This window comes from Kitasatospora sp. NBC_00315 (genome assembly GCF_041435095.1).
In the GTDB taxonomy this organism is placed as follows: domain Bacteria; phylum Actinomycetota; class Actinomycetes; order Streptomycetales; family Streptomycetaceae; genus Kitasatospora.
Genome location: NZ_CP108025.1, coordinates 3,824,895 through 3,843,784, shown reverse-complemented (window position 1 = coordinate 3,843,784; position 18,890 = coordinate 3,824,895). Strand labels below are relative to the sequence as shown.

At 75.7% G+C, this 18,890-nt stretch carries 19 protein-coding genes and 1 riboswitch; of the genes, 3 read left to right on the top strand and 16 right to left on the bottom strand.

The features are described from left to right. Positions 1-38: 38 nt before the first annotated feature. The gene (locus OG823_RS15605; protein WP_371480150.1) at positions 39-1,463 is read right to left on the bottom strand and encodes a PLP-dependent aminotransferase family protein; all 1,425 of its coding nucleotides are present in this window, start codon (positions 1,461-1,463) and stop codon (positions 39-41) included. Positions 1,464-1,513: 50 nt separating this feature from the next. Between OG823_RS15605 and OG823_RS15600 the strand changes: the two genes are divergently transcribed. After that, positions 1,514-1,987: a carboxymuconolactone decarboxylase family protein gene (locus tag OG823_RS15600; protein WP_371480149.1), complete on the top strand. Its 474-nt coding sequence runs from the start codon at positions 1,514-1,516 to the stop codon at positions 1,985-1,987. A 59-nt stretch (positions 1,988-2,046) separates the two neighbouring features. Beyond that, entirely contained in the window at positions 2,047-2,883 is an 837-nt protein-coding gene (locus tag OG823_RS15595; protein ID WP_371480148.1) for an isocitrate lyase/phosphoenolpyruvate mutase family protein, read from the top strand. Positions 2,884-2,923: 40 nt separating this feature from the next. Here the strand turns inward: OG823_RS15595 and OG823_RS15590 are convergent, their stop codons facing one another. The 14 genes from OG823_RS15590 to OG823_RS15525 form a co-directional block, all read right to left on the bottom strand. Continuing rightward, on the bottom strand, positions 2,924-3,145 hold the full coding sequence (locus OG823_RS15590; RefSeq protein WP_371480147.1) for a hypothetical protein: 222 nt from the start codon (positions 3,143-3,145) through the stop codon (positions 2,924-2,926). A 108-nt stretch (positions 3,146-3,253) separates the two neighbouring features. Beyond that, entirely contained in the window at positions 3,254-4,363 is a 1,110-nt protein-coding gene (locus OG823_RS15585; protein ID WP_371480146.1) for a cytochrome P450, read from the bottom strand. Then, complete coding sequence (locus OG823_RS15580; protein ID WP_371480145.1) at positions 4,327-5,841, bottom strand: cytochrome P450; 1,515 nt, start codon at positions 5,839-5,841, stop codon at positions 4,327-4,329. Before OG823_RS15580 ends, OG823_RS15585 begins: the two co-directional genes overlap by 37 nt. Next, positions 5,838-6,455, bottom strand: a complete 618-nt coding sequence (locus tag OG823_RS15575) for an ATP/GTP-binding protein (protein WP_371480144.1) — start codon at positions 6,453-6,455, stop codon at positions 5,838-5,840. The genes OG823_RS15580 and OG823_RS15575 overlap by 4 nt, the downstream gene beginning before the upstream one ends. After that, complete coding sequence (locus tag OG823_RS15570; RefSeq protein ID WP_371480143.1) at positions 6,433-6,777, bottom strand: DUF742 domain-containing protein; 345 nt, start codon at positions 6,775-6,777, stop codon at positions 6,433-6,435. The genes OG823_RS15575 and OG823_RS15570 overlap by 23 nt, the downstream gene beginning before the upstream one ends. After that, positions 6,774-7,184, bottom strand: coding sequence for a roadblock/LC7 domain-containing protein (locus OG823_RS15565; RefSeq protein ID WP_371480141.1), 411 nt, complete (start codon positions 7,182-7,184; stop codon positions 6,774-6,776). The genes OG823_RS15570 and OG823_RS15565 overlap by 4 nt, the downstream gene beginning before the upstream one ends. Further along, positions 7,168-8,466 (bottom strand): ATP-binding protein, encoded by a 1,299-nt coding sequence (locus OG823_RS15560; protein WP_371484496.1) that lies wholly within the window; start codon positions 8,464-8,466, stop codon positions 7,168-7,170. The genes OG823_RS15565 and OG823_RS15560 overlap by 17 nt, the downstream gene beginning before the upstream one ends. A 233-nt stretch (positions 8,467-8,699) precedes the next feature. Next, positions 8,700-10,424 carry an alpha/beta hydrolase gene (locus tag OG823_RS15555; RefSeq protein WP_371480140.1) on the bottom strand — a complete coding sequence of 575 codons (1,725 nt, stop codon included), beginning with the start codon at positions 10,422-10,424 and terminating at the stop codon, positions 8,700-8,702. Positions 10,425-10,541: 117 nt separating this feature from the next. Further along, positions 10,542-10,910, bottom strand: coding sequence for a hypothetical protein (locus OG823_RS15550; RefSeq protein WP_371480139.1), 369 nt, complete (start codon positions 10,908-10,910; stop codon positions 10,542-10,544). Positions 10,911-11,056: 146 nt separating this feature from the next. Then, positions 11,057-13,318, bottom strand: a complete 2,262-nt coding sequence (locus OG823_RS15545) for a SpoIIE family protein phosphatase (RefSeq protein ID WP_371480138.1) — start codon at positions 13,316-13,318, stop codon at positions 11,057-11,059. 86 nt (positions 13,319-13,404) lie between these two features. Continuing rightward, the gene (locus tag OG823_RS15540; protein ID WP_371480137.1) at positions 13,405-14,565 is read right to left on the bottom strand and encodes a PP2C family protein-serine/threonine phosphatase; all 1,161 of its coding nucleotides are present in this window, start codon (positions 14,563-14,565) and stop codon (positions 13,405-13,407) included. Between the two features lie 120 nt (positions 14,566-14,685). Continuing rightward, the gene (locus OG823_RS15535; RefSeq protein WP_371480136.1) at positions 14,686-15,255 is read right to left on the bottom strand and encodes a TetR-like C-terminal domain-containing protein; all 570 of its coding nucleotides are present in this window, start codon (positions 15,253-15,255) and stop codon (positions 14,686-14,688) included. A gap of 34 nt (positions 15,256-15,289) precedes the next feature. Further along, on the bottom strand, positions 15,290-16,111 hold the full coding sequence (locus tag OG823_RS15530; RefSeq protein WP_371480134.1) for an alpha/beta fold hydrolase: 822 nt from the start codon (positions 16,109-16,111) through the stop codon (positions 15,290-15,292). A 198-nt stretch (positions 16,112-16,309) separates the two neighbouring features. Beyond that, positions 16,310-16,600: a YiaA/YiaB family inner membrane protein gene (locus OG823_RS15525; protein ID WP_371480133.1), complete on the bottom strand. Its 291-nt coding sequence runs from the start codon at positions 16,598-16,600 to the stop codon at positions 16,310-16,312. A gap of 236 nt (positions 16,601-16,836) precedes the next feature. After that, positions 16,837-16,998: riboswitch (cyclic di-AMP (ydaO/yuaA leader) on the top strand. A gap of 168 nt (positions 16,999-17,166) precedes the next feature. On the opposite strand from OG823_RS15525, the gene OG823_RS15520 reads away from it, so the two are divergent. Further along, complete coding sequence (locus OG823_RS15520) at positions 17,167-17,874, top strand: M23 family metallopeptidase (RefSeq protein WP_371480132.1); 708 nt, start codon at positions 17,167-17,169, stop codon at positions 17,872-17,874. A 48-nt stretch (positions 17,875-17,922) separates the two neighbouring features. On the opposite strand, the gene OG823_RS15515 is transcribed toward OG823_RS15520, so the two are convergent. Beyond that, positions 17,923-18,861 (bottom strand): hypothetical protein, encoded by a 939-nt coding sequence (locus tag OG823_RS15515; RefSeq protein WP_371480131.1) that lies wholly within the window; start codon positions 18,859-18,861, stop codon positions 17,923-17,925. Between the last annotated feature and the right edge of the window lie 29 nt (positions 18,862-18,890).

The following is an 18,890-nucleotide window of genomic DNA, read 5'->3' as shown; positions in this document are numbered from 1 at the left end:
CCACCCCTCGTCCGTGATCGGCGGCGCCCCGCGGCCGCTCAGCCCCGCCCGAGCAGCCCGCAGAGCGCGTCCAGCGCGCCTGCGAAGGCGTGCTCGGGCGGGGTGCCGTAGCCGATCACCAGACCGGGCGGGGCGGGCGCCGCGCCCGCCCCCTCGTCGTGGCAGTCGGCGAGTGCGCCCAGCGCCAGCCCCGCCGCCGCGCCGCGCGCGATCAGCTCGGCCTCCGACGGTCCGTCCGGCGGCAGCAGCAGCACGGCGTGCAGACCCGCCGCCACGCCCGTCACCCGTACCCCCGGCGCCCGTTCGGCGAGCGCGGCCACCAGCCGGTCGCGACGGCGCCGGTAGTGCAGCCGGCAGCGCCGCACGTGGCGGTCGTAGGTGCCCGAGCCGATCAGCTCGGCCAGCGTGAGCTGGTCCAGCACCCCGGACTGGGCGTCGGCCAGCTGCTTCAGCCGGGCCACCGGGGCGACCAGCGCCCGCGGCAGCGCGAGCCAGCCCAGCCGCAGGCCGGGCGCCAGGCTCTTGCTGGCCGTCCCCGAGTGGACGACGCGTTCGGGGTCGAGCGCCTGCATCGCGCCGACCGGCTGGCGGTCGTAGCGGAACTCGCCGTCGTAGTCGTCCTCGATCACGAAGCCGTCGGTGCGCCGGGCCCACTCCACCGCCGCCGCCCGGCGGTGCGCCGACAGCGGCGCGCCGACGGGGAACTGATGGGCCGGGGTCAGCAGCACCGCTCCGGCGCCGGTACCCGCCAGGGCGTCCGTCCTGGCACCGCCCTCGTCCAGCTCCAGCGCCGCCCGGGTCAGCCCCGAGGCCGCGACCACCGCCCGCAGCGGCGCCAGCCCGTACGCCTCCACCGCCAGCGAGGTGGCCCCGCGCTCGCGCAGGACACCGCAGAGCAGGCCCAGGCCCTGGGTGTGGCCGGAGCAGACCAGGATCCGCTCCGGGTCGGTGCGCACCCCGCGCACCCGGGCCAGGTACGCGGCGAGGGCCCGGCGCAGCTCGATGCGCCCCAGCGGGCTGCCGTAGCCCAGGGCCTCGTCCGGGGCGGCGGTGAGCGCCCGGCGGGCGGCGGCCAGCCAGGCGCTCCGGGGGAACAGCGAGAGATCCGGCCTGCCGGGCAGCAGGTCGTAGCGGACGGGCGGCCGGGTCGGCGCGGTCTCGGACGCGGTGGCCGGCACGGGGGGCGCGGCCCGGTCCGCCACGGTGGTGCCGGTGCCCTGCCGGGCGGTCAGCCAGCCCTCGGCGGTGAGCTGGGTGTACGCCTCGACGACCGTGTTGCGGGCGATCCCGAGATCCCCGCCGAGGGCCCGGGAGGACGGCAGCCGGGTGCCGGGCGCCAGCCGTCCGTCCTGGACGGCCTCGCGCAGGGCGTCCTCCAGGGCGGCCCGCAGGCCGAGGCCGCCGGCCCGCCGGCCGGTGAGGTCCAGGTGCAGGTCGCCACCGAAAGTGGCCCACGATTCCATGCGCCAAATGAACCACACGAGCGGGCCACTCTGCTCCTAGGCTGGTACGCATGACGACGAACGACGCCACCCCCGTCCCCGCCCCCGAGCAGCGGATCTCGGTCCCGCACCTGCTGCCGGAGTTCTACCGGGCGATGTCCGCCATCGAAAAGAGCTCCAAGGCGGGGCTCGACCCGCAGCTCGCCGAGCTGGTGAAGACCCACGCCTCGATGCTCAACGGCTGCGCGTTCTGCATCGACATGCACGCCACCGACGCGGTCAAGGGCGGCGAGCAGGAGTACCGGATCCGCTCCCTCCCGGCCTGGCGCGAGACCTCCTGGTTCACCGCCCGCGAGCGCGCCGCCCTCGCGCTGACCGAGTCGGTGACCCTGCTGACCCAGGGGCACGTGCCGGACGCCGTCTACGAGGAGGCCGCCCGGCACTTCGAGGAGACCGAGCTGGCGAGCCTGATCGCGGTGATCGTCACCATCAACGCCTGGAACCGGATCGGCGTCACCTCGCGGTTGAGCCCCGCGCCGAGGTAGGCCGGTACGCGTCCGGAATCCGCCGGACGCTCCATCGAGGGACGGACAGACTGTCAGCCATGACGCGCACCCAGCAGGACAAGGCCCGACTGTTCCACACGCTGCACCGATCCGGTGACCCGCTGCTCCTCGCCAACGTCTGGGACGCGCTGGGCGCCCGGCTGGTCGCCGCCGGCGGGGCCGCCGCCATCGCCACCGCCAGCGCCTCGGTCTCCTGGACGCTCGGCTCCCCCGACGGGGATCAGGCGGACCGGGCCGAGGTGCTGGCCCGTACCGCCCAGGTGGTCCGGGCGGCCGGAGAACTGCCGGTCACGGCGGATCTGGAGAGCGGCTTCGCGGACACCGCCGCCGGTGTCGGCGCGACCGTCGACGCGCTGCTGGCCACCGGCGCGGTCGGGATCAACCTGGAGGACGGCGCCCACGGCGGCGGCGAGCCGCTGCGGCCGGCGGCCGAGGCGGCGGAGCGGATCGGGGCCGCCCGGGTCGCCGCCGACGCGGCCGGTGTCGCGCTCTTCGTGAACGCCCGCACCGACGTCTTCCTGCGGGCGGTCGGGGACCCGTCCGAGCGGCTGGAGCACGCCGTGGCCCGCGCCCGGGCGTACGTCGAGGCGGGCGCCGACGGCGTCTTCGTGCCCGGCGTCACCGCGCCGGAGACGGTGGCCGCACTGGTCGGGGCCCTCGCCGCACCGCTGAACGTGCTGGCGGGCCCCGGCGCGCCGGCCGCCGGCGAGCTGGCGAAGCTGGGCGTGGCCCGGATCAGCCTCGGCCCGGGCCCCGCCCGCGCCGCCTACACCGCGCTCGCCCGCGCCGCCGAGGAGTTCCGGGTGGACGGCACGTACGGGGCGATCGAGGGCGCCCTGGACTACGGGCGGCTGAACGGCCTGTTCACCGGCTGACGGCCGCTCGCCGTCCGCTCGCCGTCCGCTCACCGCCCGCTCACCGCCCGCCGAGCGCGCCCGGATCCGGGACGGCGGCCTGGACGTCCTGCACCGGCCCGCCGACCACCGGCAGCGCACCGGCCTGGTGCAGGGCCAGGTCGGCGGGGGAGACCGACAACCCGTCGGCGGCGCCGCCGAGAACGTCGCCGGCGGCGTGTGCGGGGGCGGCCAGGCCGAGGGCCGCCATGGTGAGGGCGGCGACTGCCGCGATCTTCTTCATGGCAGGCCAAACGAGCGGCGGGCCCGGCGGTCACCCCCGGGCCCCCCGCCGGTCACCGCCGTGCCGTCCGGCGTGCCGCCCGCCGGCCGGCGCCGGGACGCCTCCGGCTCAGCCCACCCGTACCTTCAGCGTGCGCACGCTGTTGCTGATGAAGGAGCCGATCGGCTCCGGCGCCGGGCCGTCGGCGGCGGCCAGCGCCGGGAACCGGCCGAACAGCCCGCGCAGGGCGGTCTCCGCCTCCAGCCGGGCCAGGCCCGCGCCCAGGCAGAAGTGCGGGCCGTGGCCCAGCGAGAGGTGCCGCGAGCCGTGCCGGGTGATGTCGAAGGCGTCGGCGTTCTCGTGGTGCCGCTCGTCGCGCCCGGCGGAGGCGTACGAGGCGAGCAGGGCCTCGCCCCGCCTGATCAGCACGTCACCGACTTCGATGTCCTCGATCGCGTACCGCAGCGGGAACTGGCCGACCGGGGAGTCGAAGCGCAGCGTCTCCTCGACGACCGCCGACCAGGGCTGCTCGCCGTCCAGCACCAGGCGCAGCTGCTCCGGGTGGGCGAGCAGCGCCCGGACGGCGTTGGTGATCAGGTTGAGCGTGGTCTCGTGCCCGGCGACCAGCATCAGCAGCAGGGTGCCGACCAGCTCCTCCTCGGTGAGCCGGTCGTCGGCCGCCCGGGCGGCGATCAGGTCGGTGGTCAGGTCGTCACCGGGCTCCGCCCGCTTGGCGGCGACCACCGAGGCCAGCAGCGCGAACAGGCCGCGCTGGGCCGCGACCGCGGCCTGCGGCGTGGCGGAGCTGCTGACCAGGGTGTCGGAGAGCTCGTGCAGGTCGTCCTGCTGCTTGGGCGGCAGGCCGAGCAGGGCGCCGATCACCTGCATCGGCAGCGGGTAGGCGAAGTGCTCGCGGAGGTCGAAGTCGCCCTCCAGGGCGGCCAGGCCGTCCAGCAGCGCCTCGGTGCGGGCCTCGACGGCCGGCTGCAGTTCGGCGATCCGGCGGGGGGTGAACGCCTGGGTGACCAGGCCGCGCAGCCGTCGGTGCTCCTCCCCGTCGGCGGTCACCATGCCCGGGACGGTGACGAAGTTGAGCAGCGGCCAGCCCTCGGGCAGCCGGCCCTCGGTGAAGGTGGTCCAGTTCCGGGGGTTCTTGCCGACCCGGGGGTCGGCGAGCAGCTGCTGCAGGGTGTCGTGCCGGGTTATCGCCCAGACCACCACCCCGCCAGGGAGTTCCACCAGGACCGCCGGGCCGGCGTCGCGGAGCCGGGCGTTCTCGGCGTGCTGGTCGCGTCCGAAGGGGTCGAGGGTGACGGGGGCGAGCCCCCCGGAGTGCTGTGCGGCGGCGGTGTCCATACGGGCCTCTCGGTGGCGGCGGGGCGGGGCGGGGTGAAGGCGCTGTAGAGCACCGGCAGGCTGACCAGCGCCCGGGACCACGGCGACGGACGCCAGGACAGCTCACCCGCCGGGACGGCGAGTTGGAGATCCGGCAGCCGGTGCAACAGGGTCTCGACGGCGGTCTCGACGATCAGCCGGGCCGGGTGCTGCGCCGGGCAGACGTGCCGGCCGGCGCCCCAGGCGAGGTGGGCGCGGTTGCCGGTCGTCCCGGTGCCGTCCCGCACGCTCGGGGCGGCGTGGGCCGGCGCCGGCGTCAGCGGCCCCTGGGCCGCCGGGTCGGCGTTGGCGGCGGCCAGGCCCAGCACCAGCATGTCGCCGGCGCTGATGTACTGACCGCCCAGCACGGTGTCGTCGGTGGCCCAGCGGCCGGGGAAGTTCTGCGTCGGCGGGTCGCGCCAGAGCACCTCCTCCAGCGCGTCGGCGACGGTGAGGCGCCCGCCGCTCAGGGTGGCCCGGAACCGGCGGTCGGTCAGCAGCAGCCGCAGGGTGTTGCCGGTCCAGTTGATGGTGGTCTCGTTGCCGGCCACCAGGATCACCACCAGGTGGTGCAGCGCCTCCTCGTCGGTCAGCCGCGCCGGGTGGGCGAGCAGCCAGGAGGTGAGGTCGGCGCCGGGCTCGGCCCGCCGGCTGCGGACCAGGTCGGCCAGCGTGGCCTGGAACTCGGCGTTGGCCCGGACGGAATTCTCACTGCTGTCCACGAAGTGGCTGATCAGCTCGATCAGCCGGGGACCGGCCTCCGCGGGCAGGCCGAGCAGCTGGGTGAAGACCAGCAGCGGCAGCCGTCGCGCGTACTGCGCGATCAGGTCGGCCGTGCCGTCCGGCCCCCAGCCGTCGATCAGCGCGTCGGCGGCGGCCTCGGTGATCTCGCGCAGCCGGCCGTGGTCGATCTGGGCGAGGGTGTCGGCGACCGCGGCCCGCAGCCGCTGGTGCTCGGCGCCGTCCAGGTTGAGCAGGGTGGGCCGCCAGGCGGTCATCGGCTGGACCCGCGAGTCGGGGCGCAGCCGGCCCTCCGCCGGGACCCGCCAGCGGCGGGAGTCCTTGGAGAACAACTGCTCGTTGCGGGTGAGTTCGAGCAGCTCGGGGTAGCCGAGCACCAGCCAGGCCTCGACACCGGGCTCCAGCTCGATCGGTGCGACGGCGCCGTACTGCTCGCGCAGCCGGGCGTAGAGGCCGTGCGGGTCCTCGGAGACGGCGGGGCCGTAGAGCGCGGCTCCGCGCCCCGCGGCGGGGGCCTCCCCGGCCCGGCCGCCCGCGTGCGCGGGGCACCCGGGCGGCGGGGCGGCGGCGTGCGGCAGGGTGCCCGGCTCAGGTGTGGTCATGGCTGGAGCTCCAGTACGGCGGTGGCGTGGAGGTGGCCGACGAAGTCGATCAGCAGGTCGTAGGCGGCCGTGCGGTCGCGGACGTCGCAGTGCAGGATGGGCACCTCGGGCAGCAGGTCGAGCGCGCTGCGCAGCTCCTCCTCCGGGTAGCTCGGGCTGTCGGGGAAGACGTTGACCGCGACGGCGAACGGGATCCGCTGTTCCTCCAGCCGGCCGAGGATCTCGAAGCTCTCGTCCACCCGGCGCAGGTCCACCAGCGCCACGGCGCCGAGCGCGCCGCGCGTCAGGTCGTCCCAGAGCGGCTGGAAGCGCTCCTGGCCCGGGGTGCCGAAGAGGTAGAGGGCGAGCCGGGGGTTGAGGGTGATCCGGCCGAAGTCCAGCGCGACCGTGGTGGTGGTCTTGCCGGTGCGGCCGGTGAGGTCGTCCACGTCGGCGCCGGCGGCGGTCATGGTCTCCTCGGTACGCAGTGGGGTGATCTCGCTGAGCGAGCCGACCAGGGTGGTCTTGCCCACCCCGAACGGGCCGGTGACCAGGATCTTCACCGCGCCCTGGACGGACGGCGGCAGGTAGTCCGGCTCGGCGTGGGACAGCTCAGCGGAGCTGGCGGAGGCCAACGAGCACCTCTTCCAAGAGGGTTGCGGGCAGGCGTTCGGCCTGCGGGGCGGGCGGGAGGACCTGGACGGCGCCGAGGTCCCAGAGGTCGCCGACGAGCACCTTGACCACGCCCAGCGGCAGGCCCAGGTGGGCGGCGACCTCGGCGACCGAGAGCAGGTTCCGGCAGAGGGCCAGGATCCTGCGGTGTTCGCGGTTGAGCGTTTCGGCGGGCGGTTCGGAGAAGTGGGGCGAGGCGCACAGCAGGCTTTCCAGGGCCAGGGTCTCGCGACTCGGCCGGCTGCGGCCGCCGGTGATCACATAGGGCCGTACCGGGCCGCTCACCGCTGTGCCCCCGCGGCTTCCGCACGGGGCGGGCTGGTGAGGTGGGCGCCGATCCGTTCGACCAGCACCTGCATCTGGAACGCGACCAGGCCGGCGTCGACGGCCTCGCCGGTCACCACGGCCAGGTGCGCGCCGGCCCCCGCCGCGACGATGAACAGGTAGCCGCCCCCGTACTCGACGATGATCTGCCGGGTGGCGCTCCGCGGTCCGCCGAAACCCTGGGCGACGCCTCTGGCCAGGGACTGCAGGCCGGAGCAGGCGGCGGCCAGCCGTTCGGCGTCGTCGCGTTCGATCGCGCGGCTGCGCCCGATCTCCAGACCGTCGTTGGACACCACGACGGCGTGCTGGACCTCGGGGACGGTGACGATGTCGGCGAGCAGCCAGCCGAGGTCAGAATGGGTGGTCATCGGGTTCTCCGGAGCGCTGAGGGCGGGGGCCCGCCGGCGGTGAGTGCGGCGGTGGGAGGGGCGTGGAGCCCGGCTGCGCCGGGCCACGGGCGGCCGAGCGGCCGTCGGCGGTGCCGGCCTGGAAGAGCGACATGAAGGTCTGTGCCTCCCGGGCCGAGCGGGGTGGCACCGGCGCGGGGGCGACGGGCCGGGGATCCCTGGCGGTGCGGTCGCGCCGGTGGCTGCGGCGGGGCAGCGGCGGCGGGGTGCCACCGCCGCCCGAGGGGTACTCGGGCTCCGGGGCGGCCTCCTCGCCGAGGGCGGCCGGGAGCTGCCCGGGAGCGCTCTGCTGCGAGCGGGGCCTGCCGCCGTGCCGATCGGGCCCGACCGGCTCCGTGAGAGTCGGCACGGTCGGCGGCAGCGGTTCGGTCAGCAGCGTGTTCGGCAGCAGCACCACGACCCGTACGCCGCCGTACGGTGAGGGCGCCGAGCTGAGGGTGACCCGGAAGCCGTACTGCTGGGCCAGCCGGCCGACCGCGGCCAGCCCCAGCTGGGGCACCTCGCCGAGCCGGGACACCTCCAGGGTGGTGCCGCCGGCGAGCACCGAGGAGGCCTTCTCGATGGCCTGCTCCGGCATGCCGACCCCACCGTCGTCGATCTCGATGACGGCGCCGTTGTGAACGGGCATCAGCGTGACGAACACCCGGGTACTGGGAGGGGAGTAGCGGGTGGCGTTGTCGAGCAGCTCGGCGACGGCGTGGATCAGCGCCTCGGCGGCCGCGCCGATCACCGCGGTCTCCAGCCGGCTGCGGACGACCACCCGCTGGAACGGCAGGATCCGGGACTGGGCGCCCCGCACCACGTCCTCCAGCGAGACCGGCTCGGGCCAGTGCCGGCCGGCCCTGGCACCGCAGAGGACGGCCAGCGTCTGGGCCAGTCGCGCCTGTTGGGCGGCGGCGTGATCCGCCTTGAGCAGTCCGTCGAGCAGGCGGGGGTCGTGGTGGGTGCGCTCCATCTCGTCCAGCAGGGCCTGCTGGTCGTGGGCCATCACCAGGATCCTGCGGGCCACGCTGAGGAAGGCCCGCTGGGTGGAGGCGTTGAGGTCCTGCTCCTGCTGGACGGCGGCGTCCTCGACACGACGGTGGGCCAGTTCGACGTCCAGCTGCTCGCGCAGCGAGTCCAGTTGGCGCTGCTGGGAGGCGAGCCGACGACGCTGGGTGCGGGCGACCGCGCGGTACCGCGCTACCGCCACCAGCGAAAGGACGGCGAGTACGCCGGTCGCGGTTGCGCACCACTGAGTCATCGTCACGCGGCGAATTCTAGGACGGCGATCCTAAGATGATGTGAACGGATCCAGAGTCAGGGTGACCTGATCCTGCCAAATCCACCGAACCCGGACGCCCGGACCCTCGCCGTACGCCGCCGCCGCCCGCCGTAACCCGCCGTACGCCCCCGCCCGCCGTAACCCGCCGGGCCTGCGTGCCTGTCTGCCGTGACCGCCCGCCTGCCGTGACCGCCCGCCCGGCCGCTGCCGGCTCAGCGCGGCGCCTGCGGCTCCAGCTGCTCCCCGTGCCCGGCGACGATCCGGCCCATGGCGGACAGCGAACTGCTGCTGCGGCCCTCGTGATCGAGCGCCCAGTAGTCGGAGTGGGCCTGCTGCCACCGGCCGTCCGCCACCGCGAAGCGCCGGGCGCCGAACTCCCGGCTCGCCGGATCCCGGCCGAACCACAGCTCGTCCGGGTCGTGCCCGGAGCCGGCCAGCGCGGCCACCGCGCCCGGCACCGGGCCGAGGGCCGCCCCCACCGCCGCGCGCTCCAGCTCCGGGCGCCCGGGCAGCCGGGTCACCGGGTCGTGCTCGGCCGCGCCCACCCACACGTGTCCCGCCCCGACCCGCAGTTGCGCGGCCGTTCGGGCCCCGGTGCCCGGGCTGCCCACCAGCACGATCTCGTCGGCCGGGATGCCGCCGGGCCGCTGGGCGGCCTGACCGACGGTCAGCGACCCGTAGCTGTGGCCGAGTGCGGTGAGGTGGGCCGGGGCGCCCTCCCGGGAGGCCCGCAGCCCCCGCAGGAAGCCCTGGTACCCGGCGCCGCCCCGCGCGGCTCGCTCGGTGCCCGCCACCGCGAGGCCGTCCGGGCCGACCTGCGGGGCGTCGTAGCCGAGCCAGGCGATCGAGGCGGTGCTGCGGGCCGGGTCCGCCGCCCGGGCCTCGGCCCACAGGCACCTGGCCCGGGAGCCGTCCTTGCCGCCGACGTCGCCGACCCGGGTGCCGAGGCCCGGCACGTAGACCACCACGTCGTCGGCGGTGTCCGGATCCCCGAAGGAGAGGGCGGCCCGGCCCTGGCCCTCGCTCCCGAGGGCCAGCAGCAGGACGTGCGGCGGGCCGCCGGCGTCCTCGTCCAGCAGCCGGGCCCGGATCCGGCGGAAGCCCTCCAGCAGGTTCCGGTCGGCGGGGGTGAGCCGCGGCCGGTGCTCCAGCCGCTCGATCAGGGTGGGCAGCATCAGCCGGTTGGCCCGGTCGCGGACGGCGGCGGGCAGGCCGTCGCGGTTGCCGAGCAGCGCGGGGTGGCGGTCGAGCAGCCGCTGCTGCTCGACCCCGGTGAGGCCGTGCCACCAGGCGGCGACCTCGGCCGGCTGCGCGTGCGGGGCGGGCAGGCCCCGGGCGAGCAGGTCCGGGGCGGTGCCGGTGAGGGCGGCGGTGGCGGCCCGCTCCCGGGCGGCGGTGGCGAGGGCGAGATCGAGACCCGCACCCGAGTCGGCCTCACCGGCGAGCGCGCGCAGCCGGTCGGCGGTCACCCGGTCGGCGTACGCGGCGTCGGCGAGGGCACCGGTGATCCGGCGTCGCAGGTCGCCGACGGCCGCCGTGACGAGCCGCGCGTCCGGGTCGTGCCGGTCCTGCTCCGGTACGAACGGCAGGGCGGGGCCGCCGTCCTCCCCGATCGGGCAGCCGCGGGCCTCGGCCTCGGCCAGTGCCTGCCGCAGCTGTGACTGGGCGAGCAGGAAGGCCTCGGCGCCCTCGCGCAGGACGTCGCCGGCCCGGGTGAGTTCGAGCCGGGCGGCGGTCAACCGGCGGCCGGTGCCGGTCAGCGACTCCTCGGCGCGGTCGGCGGCGCCGCCCGCCCAGGCCGATCCCCGGACCCGGTCCCGCACGCCGTCCTCCCAGGCCCGGGCGTGTCGGGCGAACTCCTCGGCGAGCCGGTCGTAGGCGTCGGCGGCGCTGTGCAGCTCCGCGGGCTGCGCGTCCCGCAGGGTGCGGATGTCCATGATCGGTGGGCCTTCGGTGGTTCGGCGACGGCGGTGGTTCGGTACGGGTGGTGGTTCGGCGCGGGCGACCGGTACGGCGCGGGCGACCGGTACGGCCGCTCGGGCCGGCCCCGGTGGTCAGTGGTGCGCGAGAACGCGGGACGGGCCCCGGGCGGCGCTCTCCTCGCAGGCGCGGTAGTTGCCGGCGCTGGCGCACAGGTTGCCGCCCTGCCGGTCCAGCTCGGCGGCGAGCGCGTCCAGCCGGGCGCGCCAGGCGTCGGTGCAGGCGGCGAGTTCGCGGCCGGCCGCCCAGCCGGACAACGCCCGCTCGGCCCGGTCGGACGCCGCCAGCAGGCCGCCGACCCCGCCCGGCACGAGCTCCGCCGTCCGGCGGGCGCTCTCAGCGGCCCCCTCCAGTTCGCCCGGCCGGACCCGGAAGCCGGCCTCGCCGGAGCCCTCCCGGACGCCGCCCGCCGCCGGGCCCTTCGGGTCCGATCCGTCCGCCATGGGTGCCCCCGTCCGTGCTGGTCCGGGCGTTCGGCCGCCCGGCGGGCCGAGGCTAGCCGGGCCGGGGCGGCCGCTGCCACGCCCGAGGGCGCGAACGGGGGCGGCCGCGCGGGCGGATGTGCCGTGGTGCGCGGGCGTACGCGGTGTCAGCCGGCCGGCGGGGCGAGGCGGTGCAACAGGAGCAGGGCCACGTCGTCGGGGCGCGAGCGGTGCTCGGTGACGTTCAGGGTGAGCAGGTCGGCGAGCCGTTCCAGGCCGGCGCCCGCCCCGCCGGTGCGGCGCACCCACAGCTCCAGGCCGCCGAGCATCCGCTGCACCGACTCGTCGTAGTCCTCCTCGCGGTCCTCGACCAGGCCGTCGGTGTAGACGAGCAGCGACTCGCCGGGCTCCAGGCGGTCCACCGTCAGCGGGTACGGTGCGCCCGGGTCCACGCCGAGCGGCGGCCCGCCGGGCAGGTCGATCTCGGTGGCGCCGGCGTCCGTGATCCGCACCGGCGGCGGGTGTCCGGCGCGGGCGGCGAGCAGCGTGCCGTCGGCCGGGTCGAGGGTGAGGTAGAGGCAGGTGGCGAACAGCTCGGTGTCCAGTTCGGAGAGCAGCCTGCTGGTCCTCGCGAGGGTGGCCGCCGGGTCGTGCCCGTCGGTGGCGTACGCGCGCAGCCCGCTGCGCAGCTGGCCCATCACGGCGGTGGCCTCGGCGTTGTGGCCCTGGACGTCGCCGATGACCAGGCCCACCTTGCCGTCCGGCAGCCTGATCAGGTCGTACCAGTCGCCGCCGATCTGCATGCCCTCGGTGCTGGGCAGGTAGCGGGCGGCGGCGCTGACGCCGGGTATCTCGGGCAGGGTGCGGGGCAGCATGGCGCGCTGCAGCTCGGTGGCCCGGTGGTGGTGGGTGTCGTACAGCCGGGCCCGCTCCAGGGACTGCGCGAGGATGCCGGCGAAGGCGGAGTAGAGGGTGCGGTCCTCGCGGCTGAACGCGCGTTCGGTGGCGAAGGTGATCAGGCAGGAGCCGACCTGGCGGCCCGAGGCGATCAGCGGCAGTACGGCCCAGGCCGGCGGGGTCAGCGGTCCGCCGCCGTCCTTCCCGCCGACGGTGCGCCCTGGCTCGCTGAACAGCGGGGCGGACCGGGCCAGCGCGTGCTGCATGATGCCCTCGGAGAGGTCGGCCAGCCGGTTCAGCTCGGAGCGGCGCGGGCCGCCGTAGACGGTGTGCGAGACCGGCAGCAGCCGGCCCTCGTCGACCAGGTCGAGCACGATGCCGGTGGCGCCGAGGGCGGGGCCGGCCACGTCGGTGACGCTGGTGACGACGTCCCGGACGGTGATCGCGCGCGAGAGCGTGCGGGTCAGCGCGAGCAGCAGCGCGGCGCGGGCGCCGGCGGCGGGGGCGTCGGTTCCGGTCGGCGGGGTGCGCCGCTCCTCGGCCGCGCCGGTGCGGTCCCGGTCGGTGAGCAGGCCGGCGATCCGGACCGGCCGGTGGTGGATGTCCAGCATCACCTCGCCCAGCTCGCGGATCCCGATCACCCCGCCGCCCCGGCGCAGCACCCGGTAGACCAGCTCGTACGGGCCGCCCACGGTGAGCGCCTCGGCGAGGCCGGCCTGGACGTCGGGCAGGTCCTCGGGGTGCACGATCCGGCCGAGGTCGGGCGCCTCGGCGTGCTCGCCCTCGGGCGGCGGGGGCAGGCCGACGACCCGGTGGGCCTGGGCGTCCCAGAAGGTCTCGCCGGTCACCAGATCGCGTTCGAAGGCGCCGGCCCCGGCGGAGCGGACGGCGAGCGAGAGCAGCGGATGGGCCAGCGCCGCGCGGGTCCCGGCGGCGGCGTTGTGGACGCGGACCCCGGCAGCGGCTCCGGTGGTCGCGTGCACGTGGTCGAGCAGGTGGGAGAGGCGGTGGGCGAAGGCCTCGCCGATCGTCTCCAGCACGTCCAGGTCGCGGCGCGGGACGGTGCCCCTGTGGGCGAGCGTCAGCGCGAGGACGCCGATCGGCCGGTCGTCCACGACCATCGGCAGCGTCACCAGGGCGACCAGGCCGGTGCCCATGCCGGCGTTGCGGTTGGGGTAGTCGACGCTGGTGCGTTCGGGGCTCAGCAGATACGGGCGGCGCAGCCGCAGCGCCATCGCGGCGGGCAGCTCGCTCGCCGGGTCGACGGCGCTGTAGCGCTCGTGGGCCCAGTCCGGCAGGCCCTGCGAGGCGGTCAGCCGGAGCATGCCGGCCGGGTCGAGCAGGTAGACCGCGCATCCCTCGCCGGTGATCCAGGCCGGCCCCTCGGCGAGCACGGTGGCGAGCAGTTCGGCGGCGCTGGTGGCGCGCAGCAGCAGCCGCACGCAGCGCATGGCACTGCGGGTCCCCGGGACGCCGGTCGGCGTCCGGCTCTCGTTCTCGGAGGAGGGGAACCACGGCGAGGTCAGGTCCATCGCGCTACCCGGCCTTTCCGTTTCCGTTCGACTGTTCCCGTGCGGCTGCGTGTCCCAGGCATACGTAATTCTTGAATCCTATTTGCTCAGCCCGGGAAAGGGCGGCCAAGACGCCTGACCAGGACCAGTGTCCGGTCGTCGGCCACGTCCTGCGCCACCGCCCGCAGCAGTGCTCCGGCCGTCCTGCCGTCGGGCCGGGGCAGGCGCAGCGCCGGTTCGGCGGCGGCGAGCAGGCGGCCGATCCCGGTGTCGATGTCCTGGCCGGGCACCTCCACCAGCCCGTCGCTGTAGAGCAGCATCGAGTCGCCCCGGGCGAGGCGCCCGTGCGCCGCCGGGTAGGGGCTGCCGGCCAGCAGGCCCAGCGCGGGCCCACCGTCCTCGCCGAGCAGCCAGCTGCCGCCGCGGGCCGGGCAGTAGTGGGCGGCCGGCGGATGGCCGGCGTTGAAGAGCCGGTATTCGCCGCTGGTCGGGCGAAGGGCCAGGTGGACGGCGGTGGCGAAGTCGTCGTCCCAGCCGAGCCCGACCAGGTGGTCGTTGGCGGCGGGCAGGAAGGACTCCGGCGGTACCGAGCCGAGCAGCATCGCGAAGGCACCGGACAGGTGCATCGAGCGGGCTGCTGCCCGGCTGCCCTTGCCGGAGACGTCCACCAGGACGACCTCCAGGAGATCCCGCTCGGGCTGGTGGACGCAGAGCAGGAAGTCCCCGGAGAAGGAGCTGCCGCCGACGGGGGCGAGCGCCCGGTCGAAGTGCCAGTCCAGCAGCGTGTCCGGGAGCCGGCCCAGGGCGTGGGTGTGTTCGGAGAGCTCCAGCAGCATCGAGTCGCCGCGCAGCCCGCGCAGGCCGAGCCGGTTGCGGAAGCGCGAGGTCAGCAGCCCCGCCCCGGCGGTGACGGCCAGCACCGCGGTGACGGCCACCCGGACGCCGTGCGGCTTCGCCAGCAGCGCGCTGAGCAGGCTGGCGGCCAGTACGGCGGCGGCCAGCGCCAGCTGCCGGCCGGCCCGCAGCACCAGGCAGCCCGCCACCAGCGGAAGCACCAGCGCGGACGGTGGCCAGCTGCCCGGCAGGGCGACGGACAGGGCGGCGAACAGCGCCGTCAGCGTCACCAGCAGGAGCAGGGTCTCGCGCTCCGCGCCCTGGTCGCCGTCCAGCAGCCGGCTCGCCCAGCGGCCGAGGGGGCCCCGGGTCAGGGCCCGAGCCCAGCGCGGCCTCCGGCGCCTGCGTATCGCCGCCGCCTCGGGTGCGCGCACGTCGACCTCCCCGGGCTCGGTGGCCGCGTGCACCGGCCACCTGTTGGATCAGTCAATCTAGTGCCATACGTCTGTTTGCTCCTGGTATGACCCTGCGGGCGACGCGTCGTCCCGGCCGGTTCAGGACCTGGGCCAGGACTGCAGGCCGCCGGTGAGTACGCCGATCAGCCGGGCCTGGGTGACCGCCGGGTCCTCGGCCAGCTGGAAGGCGCCGGCGATCGACAGCGAGGCGAACCCGTGCGCCACCGCCCGCACCGTCCGGGCCGCGTGGATGATCTCGGAGCCCTCCAGCCCGTACTCCCGCAGCACCGCGACGATCACCCCGACCAGGGCGGCCGCCGCTTCGGCCAGTTCGTCGTCGAGCTGCGGCGCCTGCGGCAGCGAGGCGTACCGGTGCGGGTGCTCGGTGGCGTACGCGTGGTAGGCGCGCAGCACCGCCTCGACCGCCGCGTCGCCGCCGCGCCCGACGGCCGCGGCCGCGAGCTCGGCGGTGAGCTCCTCGGTGATCCGTACCGCCACCAGGCGGCGCAGCTCGGCGAGGCCGCCGGAGACGTGCTTGTAGAGGGAGGGGGTGGCGACGCCGGCGCGGGCGGCGACGGCGGCCAGGGTCAGGGCCCCGGGGCCCTGCTCGTCGATCAGGTCGAGGGCGTGCGTGACGACGCCCTCCGGGGTGAGTCCGACGCGTGGCAAGGGGTTCTCCGTGGGGGAAGGGGCGAACGGGGGACTACGCCGACTCGCCGAGGAAGGCGAGGAGGGCGTCGGCGGTGGTCTGCGGGCGCTCCAGCATCAGGTAGTGCCCGGCCCCCTCGATCATCACCTTGCGGCCGTTCAGCGCGGCGGCCTGGTGGTCGGCGACCAGTTCGGGCTTGGGGAAGTCAGGGTCCCCGGAGCCCATCACGGCCAGCGCCGGGCAGGTCACGGCGGTGCTCCAGCCGACCGGCGCGGCGTTCCCACCGAGGTGGCCCCGGGTGGCCTGCTTGCGGCCGGGGGTCCGCAGGGCGGCCACCACGCCGGTCCGGTGCTCCTCGAAGCCGGCGGGCTTGGTGGGGAAGGCGAAGCGCTGGTAGGTGCCCCAGGTGCTGGGGAAGCGCAGCCAGAGCGCTCCGACGGTCTTCATCAGCGCCTTCTGGAAGGCGTTCGCCGGGGGGCCCTCGATGAACGCGCTCAGCAGGGCGATCCCGGCGACCCGCTCGGGGGCCAGCCCGGCCGCCCTGACCACGGTGGCGCCGGTGTACGAGTGGCCGACCAGCACGGCGCGCCCGATGCCGAGGTGGTCGAGCAGGGCGAGGGCGTCGGTGGCGATCGCGGCCGGGGAGTAGTCGTCCCAGGCGATCGAGGCGTCGCCGAAGCCGCGCAGGTCCATCGTGACGACCCGGTGGCCGGCCGCGGCCAGCAGCGGGCGCAGGTCCCGGTAGATGCTGCGGGAGACCAGCATGCCGGGCAGCAGCAGGACGGTGGTGCCGGTGCCGTGCCCGGTGTCGTCGTACCCGAGCCGGCCGCCGGGGACGTCGAGGTAACGGGTGGCGAGTGCGTCGGTGCTGGACATCGCGGGCCTCCTTGGCCTGTGGGCCGTGCTGTCGGCGTGCTGCCGATAGCCATAAAGCTAAGGCTAATAGCCTTAGCCGTCAAGCGGCGTTCGCGAGGTCGTGCCGTCCGACGGCGGGGGATGCCGTGGTCCGGGCCGACGGCGGGAGGGGGGCCGCCGCAGGGGCGGCGGGCGGCGCACGCCCCGCCCCCGCCGGGCTCAGATCCCGTCGACCTTGAACGGGTCGTGCTCGGCCAGCAGCTTCTCCAGCCGGGCCTGGTCGACCCGGGTGACGATCTCGGTGTTCTCCTGGCGGTCCCGGATCACCTTGGCCAGCGTGAAGGCGGACGTCACGGTGTACAGCAGGCCGACCGCCAGGAAGGCCCGGGTCCACGTGCCGACCGGGAGATAGGCGATCCCGACCGCGAGGGCGGTGGCGGCGATGGCGAAGGACAGCACGGCCTGGACGTGGTACGCCGCCGTGGTGCGCGACTGCATCGATGAGGTCATGCGGTCAGGATGGCCGCGCGCCATGCCGCGCACATGAGTACGTGTACTCAAAATTGGGCAGCGGTTCGTTGACACATGCTCACGATCCGTAGTGGCACCGGAAGGCAACCATGCCAAAACGCCCATTCCGCCCACACTGATGGTGACTCACATCCTCGGACGGCTTGGAATCAGAGCTGCCTAGGATTAACGTTTGATAACGCAGCGCGGTCGGCAACGCCGTGACCAGACGGCACCGTGCGCCTGCGCCTAATCCCGACGACGGGCCCTGCGGGGTGCGTCCGGGAGCCGGGGAACCACCGTTCCTTGGGGTGAATCGGCCAGGCCCAGGCCCGGCCGTAGGAGACCTTCCTGCTCCGAACCCGTCAGCTAACCCGGTAGGCGCGAAGGAAGGAAAGGAGCGCGCCTCCGTGGCGTCGACGCACTCTCCGGCATACCCTCCCGGCTCCGCGGCCGGAACCCAGCTGCTCGAAGAGCCCGGGCCGCCGGCCTACGCCGGTGCGTACGGGGACTCCCCGGGCGGTGGGGCCGCGGCCTCGCAGTCGGCCGACAGCAACCGGCACCGGATGCCCCGTCAGACCCGTGGGACGGCCCCGCTGCTCGGTGTCACCGCGATGGCCGCCACCCTCGGCGCCACCGGTTTCGCCTCCGCGACCCCCGCCGCCGCACCGGCCGTCAGCACGCCCGACGAGGCGCCGGCACTCTCGGCCGACCCCGGACTGGCGCTCGCCGCCCGGATCCAGCAGCAGGCCGACAGTCAGCGCACCGCCGCCGACGAGAGCGCCCGGGTGGTGGCCGCCCAGGTGGCCGAGACCAAGCGCGCCGCGCAGCAGCACGAGGCCGAGCAGGCCGCCGCGGCCGCGGAGCGGGCCGAGCTCGACGCCGTCCAGCTGCCGGTCCACGACTACCACCTGTCCGCGCACTACGGGCAGAGCGCCTCGTACTGGGCACACCTGCACACCGGCCTCGACTTCGCCGCCTCCACCGGCACCCCGGTGTACGCGGTCGGCTCCGGCAGCATCACCTCGGCCGGCTGGTCCGGCTCGTACGGCTACCGGATCATCCAGACGCTGCCCGACGGCACCGAGATCTGGTACTGCCACCTCTCCTCGATCCTCAAGACCTCGGGCAAGGTCGTCCCGGGTCAGCAGATCGGCAAGGTCGGCGCCACCGGCAACGTCACCGGCCCGCACCTGCACGTCGAGGTGCGCCCCGACGGCGGCGCTCCGGTCGACCCGGAGGCCTGGTTCCAGCAGCGCGGCCTCAACCCCTGACGGACCGTCCCGGCCCCGGCCCCGCGCGGGGCCGGGGCCGGGCGCCGTTCACTCCCCGGCGTCCTGCTCCTGCGGGAGGCCGTCCTGGGGGAAGCCGTCCTGCGGGTACGCGTCCTCGGCCGGCAGGGTCGCCAGGTACGCGTCGATCTCCTCCTGGCCCGGTTCGGGCGCCAGGTCCGGGTACTGCGTGACCAGCAGCTCGGCGAGCCCCGGCACCGTCCAGCCGCCCAGCAGCTCCAGGGCCCGCGCGACGACCGCCGCCTCGAAGTCCGCCGGATCGCCCGCCAGCTCCGGCGGCATCGGCAGCCCGAGTGCGGTCAGCCCGGCCAGGTTGCGGTAGCTGCGCCGGGTCAGCCCGTCCTCCAGCAGCAGCCGCCCGCCGTCGGTGGCCATCCCGATCGCCAGCATCCGGGCCGGACCCCAGCCACCGTCGCCGTCCACCCGGTCCAGGACGCCCGCCTCCTCCAGCGCCCGGTACGCCGACGCGCGGTCCTCCTGCGCCAGCTCGCGGAAGCCGTCCAGCCAGGCGCGCACCGCCGCCGGATCCCGGTCGTCCACGCCGTCCGCGCGCAGCAGCAGCGTGTACAGCCGGGGCCAGGTCACCAGGTCCGCCCGGCGCAGCAGCCCGGCCGCCACCTCGCCCTGCCACTCGGCCTCCGCCCGCAGCCGCTCCCGGCGCTTGGCGTTCAGCCGCTTGACGGCCCGCTGGTGCTCGATCAGCAGCAGCACCGCCGCCCCGTACGCGAGCGGGTCCTCGTCCGGGGCCGGCTGGACGTACAGGTGGAGCCGCTCGTACAGCAGCTGCTCCAGCAGGGCCGAGGTCAGCTCCGGCCAGCCGTCGTGCAGCCTGGCGCCGCCGAGCTCCAGCAGCGTCAGCACCACCCGCAGCGGGCCCTCGGCCACCGGTTCGCGGCCCTCGGCCGCCGCCCAGGCGAGCAGTTCGGCGGACCGGGTCCGCGGGACGAGCCGCAGGTCATCGTGGTTCATGTGACGAACGGTAGCCGCTGTACCGTTGT

Coding starts and splice junctions, on each gene's coding strand:
- OG823_RS15550 (WP_371480139.1), bottom strand. CDS start 10,910: ATGGCGGACGGATCGGACCCGAAGGGCCCGGCGGCGGGCGGCGTCCGG.
- OG823_RS15595 (WP_371480148.1), top strand. CDS start 2,047: ATGACGCGCACCCAGCAGGACAAGGCCCGACTGTTCCACACGCTGCAC.
- OG823_RS15605 (WP_371480150.1), bottom strand. CDS start 1,463: ATGGAATCGTGGGCCACTTTCGGTGGCGACCTGCACCTGGACCTCACC.
- OG823_RS15600 (WP_371480149.1), top strand. CDS start 1,514: ATGACGACGAACGACGCCACCCCCGTCCCCGCCCCCGAGCAGCGGATC.
- OG823_RS15565 (WP_371480141.1), bottom strand. CDS start 7,184: ATGACCACCCATTCTGACCTCGGCTGGCTGCTCGCCGACATCGTCACC.
- OG823_RS15555 (WP_371480140.1), bottom strand. CDS start 10,424: ATGGACATCCGCACCCTGCGGGACGCGCAGCCCGCGGAGCTGCACAGC.
- OG823_RS15530 (WP_371480134.1), bottom strand. CDS start 16,111: ATGTCCAGCACCGACGCACTCGCCACCCGTTACCTCGACGTCCCCGGC.
- OG823_RS15580 (WP_371480145.1), bottom strand. CDS start 5,841: ATGACCACACCTGAGCCGGGCACCCTGCCGCACGCCGCCGCCCCGCCG.
- OG823_RS15525 (WP_371480133.1), bottom strand. CDS start 16,600: ATGACCTCATCGATGCAGTCGCGCACCACGGCGGCGTACCACGTCCAG.
- OG823_RS15545 (WP_371480138.1), bottom strand. CDS start 13,318: ATGGACCTGACCTCGCCGTGGTTCCCCTCCTCCGAGAACGAGAGCCGG.
- OG823_RS15590 (WP_371480147.1), bottom strand. CDS start 3,145: ATGAAGAAGATCGCGGCAGTCGCCGCCCTCACCATGGCGGCCCTCGGC.
- OG823_RS15515 (WP_371480131.1), bottom strand. CDS start 18,861: ATGAACCACGATGACCTGCGGCTCGTCCCGCGGACCCGGTCCGCCGAA.
- OG823_RS15560 (WP_371484496.1), bottom strand. CDS start 8,466: ATGACTCAGTGGTGCGCAACCGCGACCGGCGTACTCGCCGTCCTTTCG.
- OG823_RS15520 (WP_371480132.1), top strand. CDS start 17,167: ATGCCCCGTCAGACCCGTGGGACGGCCCCGCTGCTCGGTGTCACCGCG.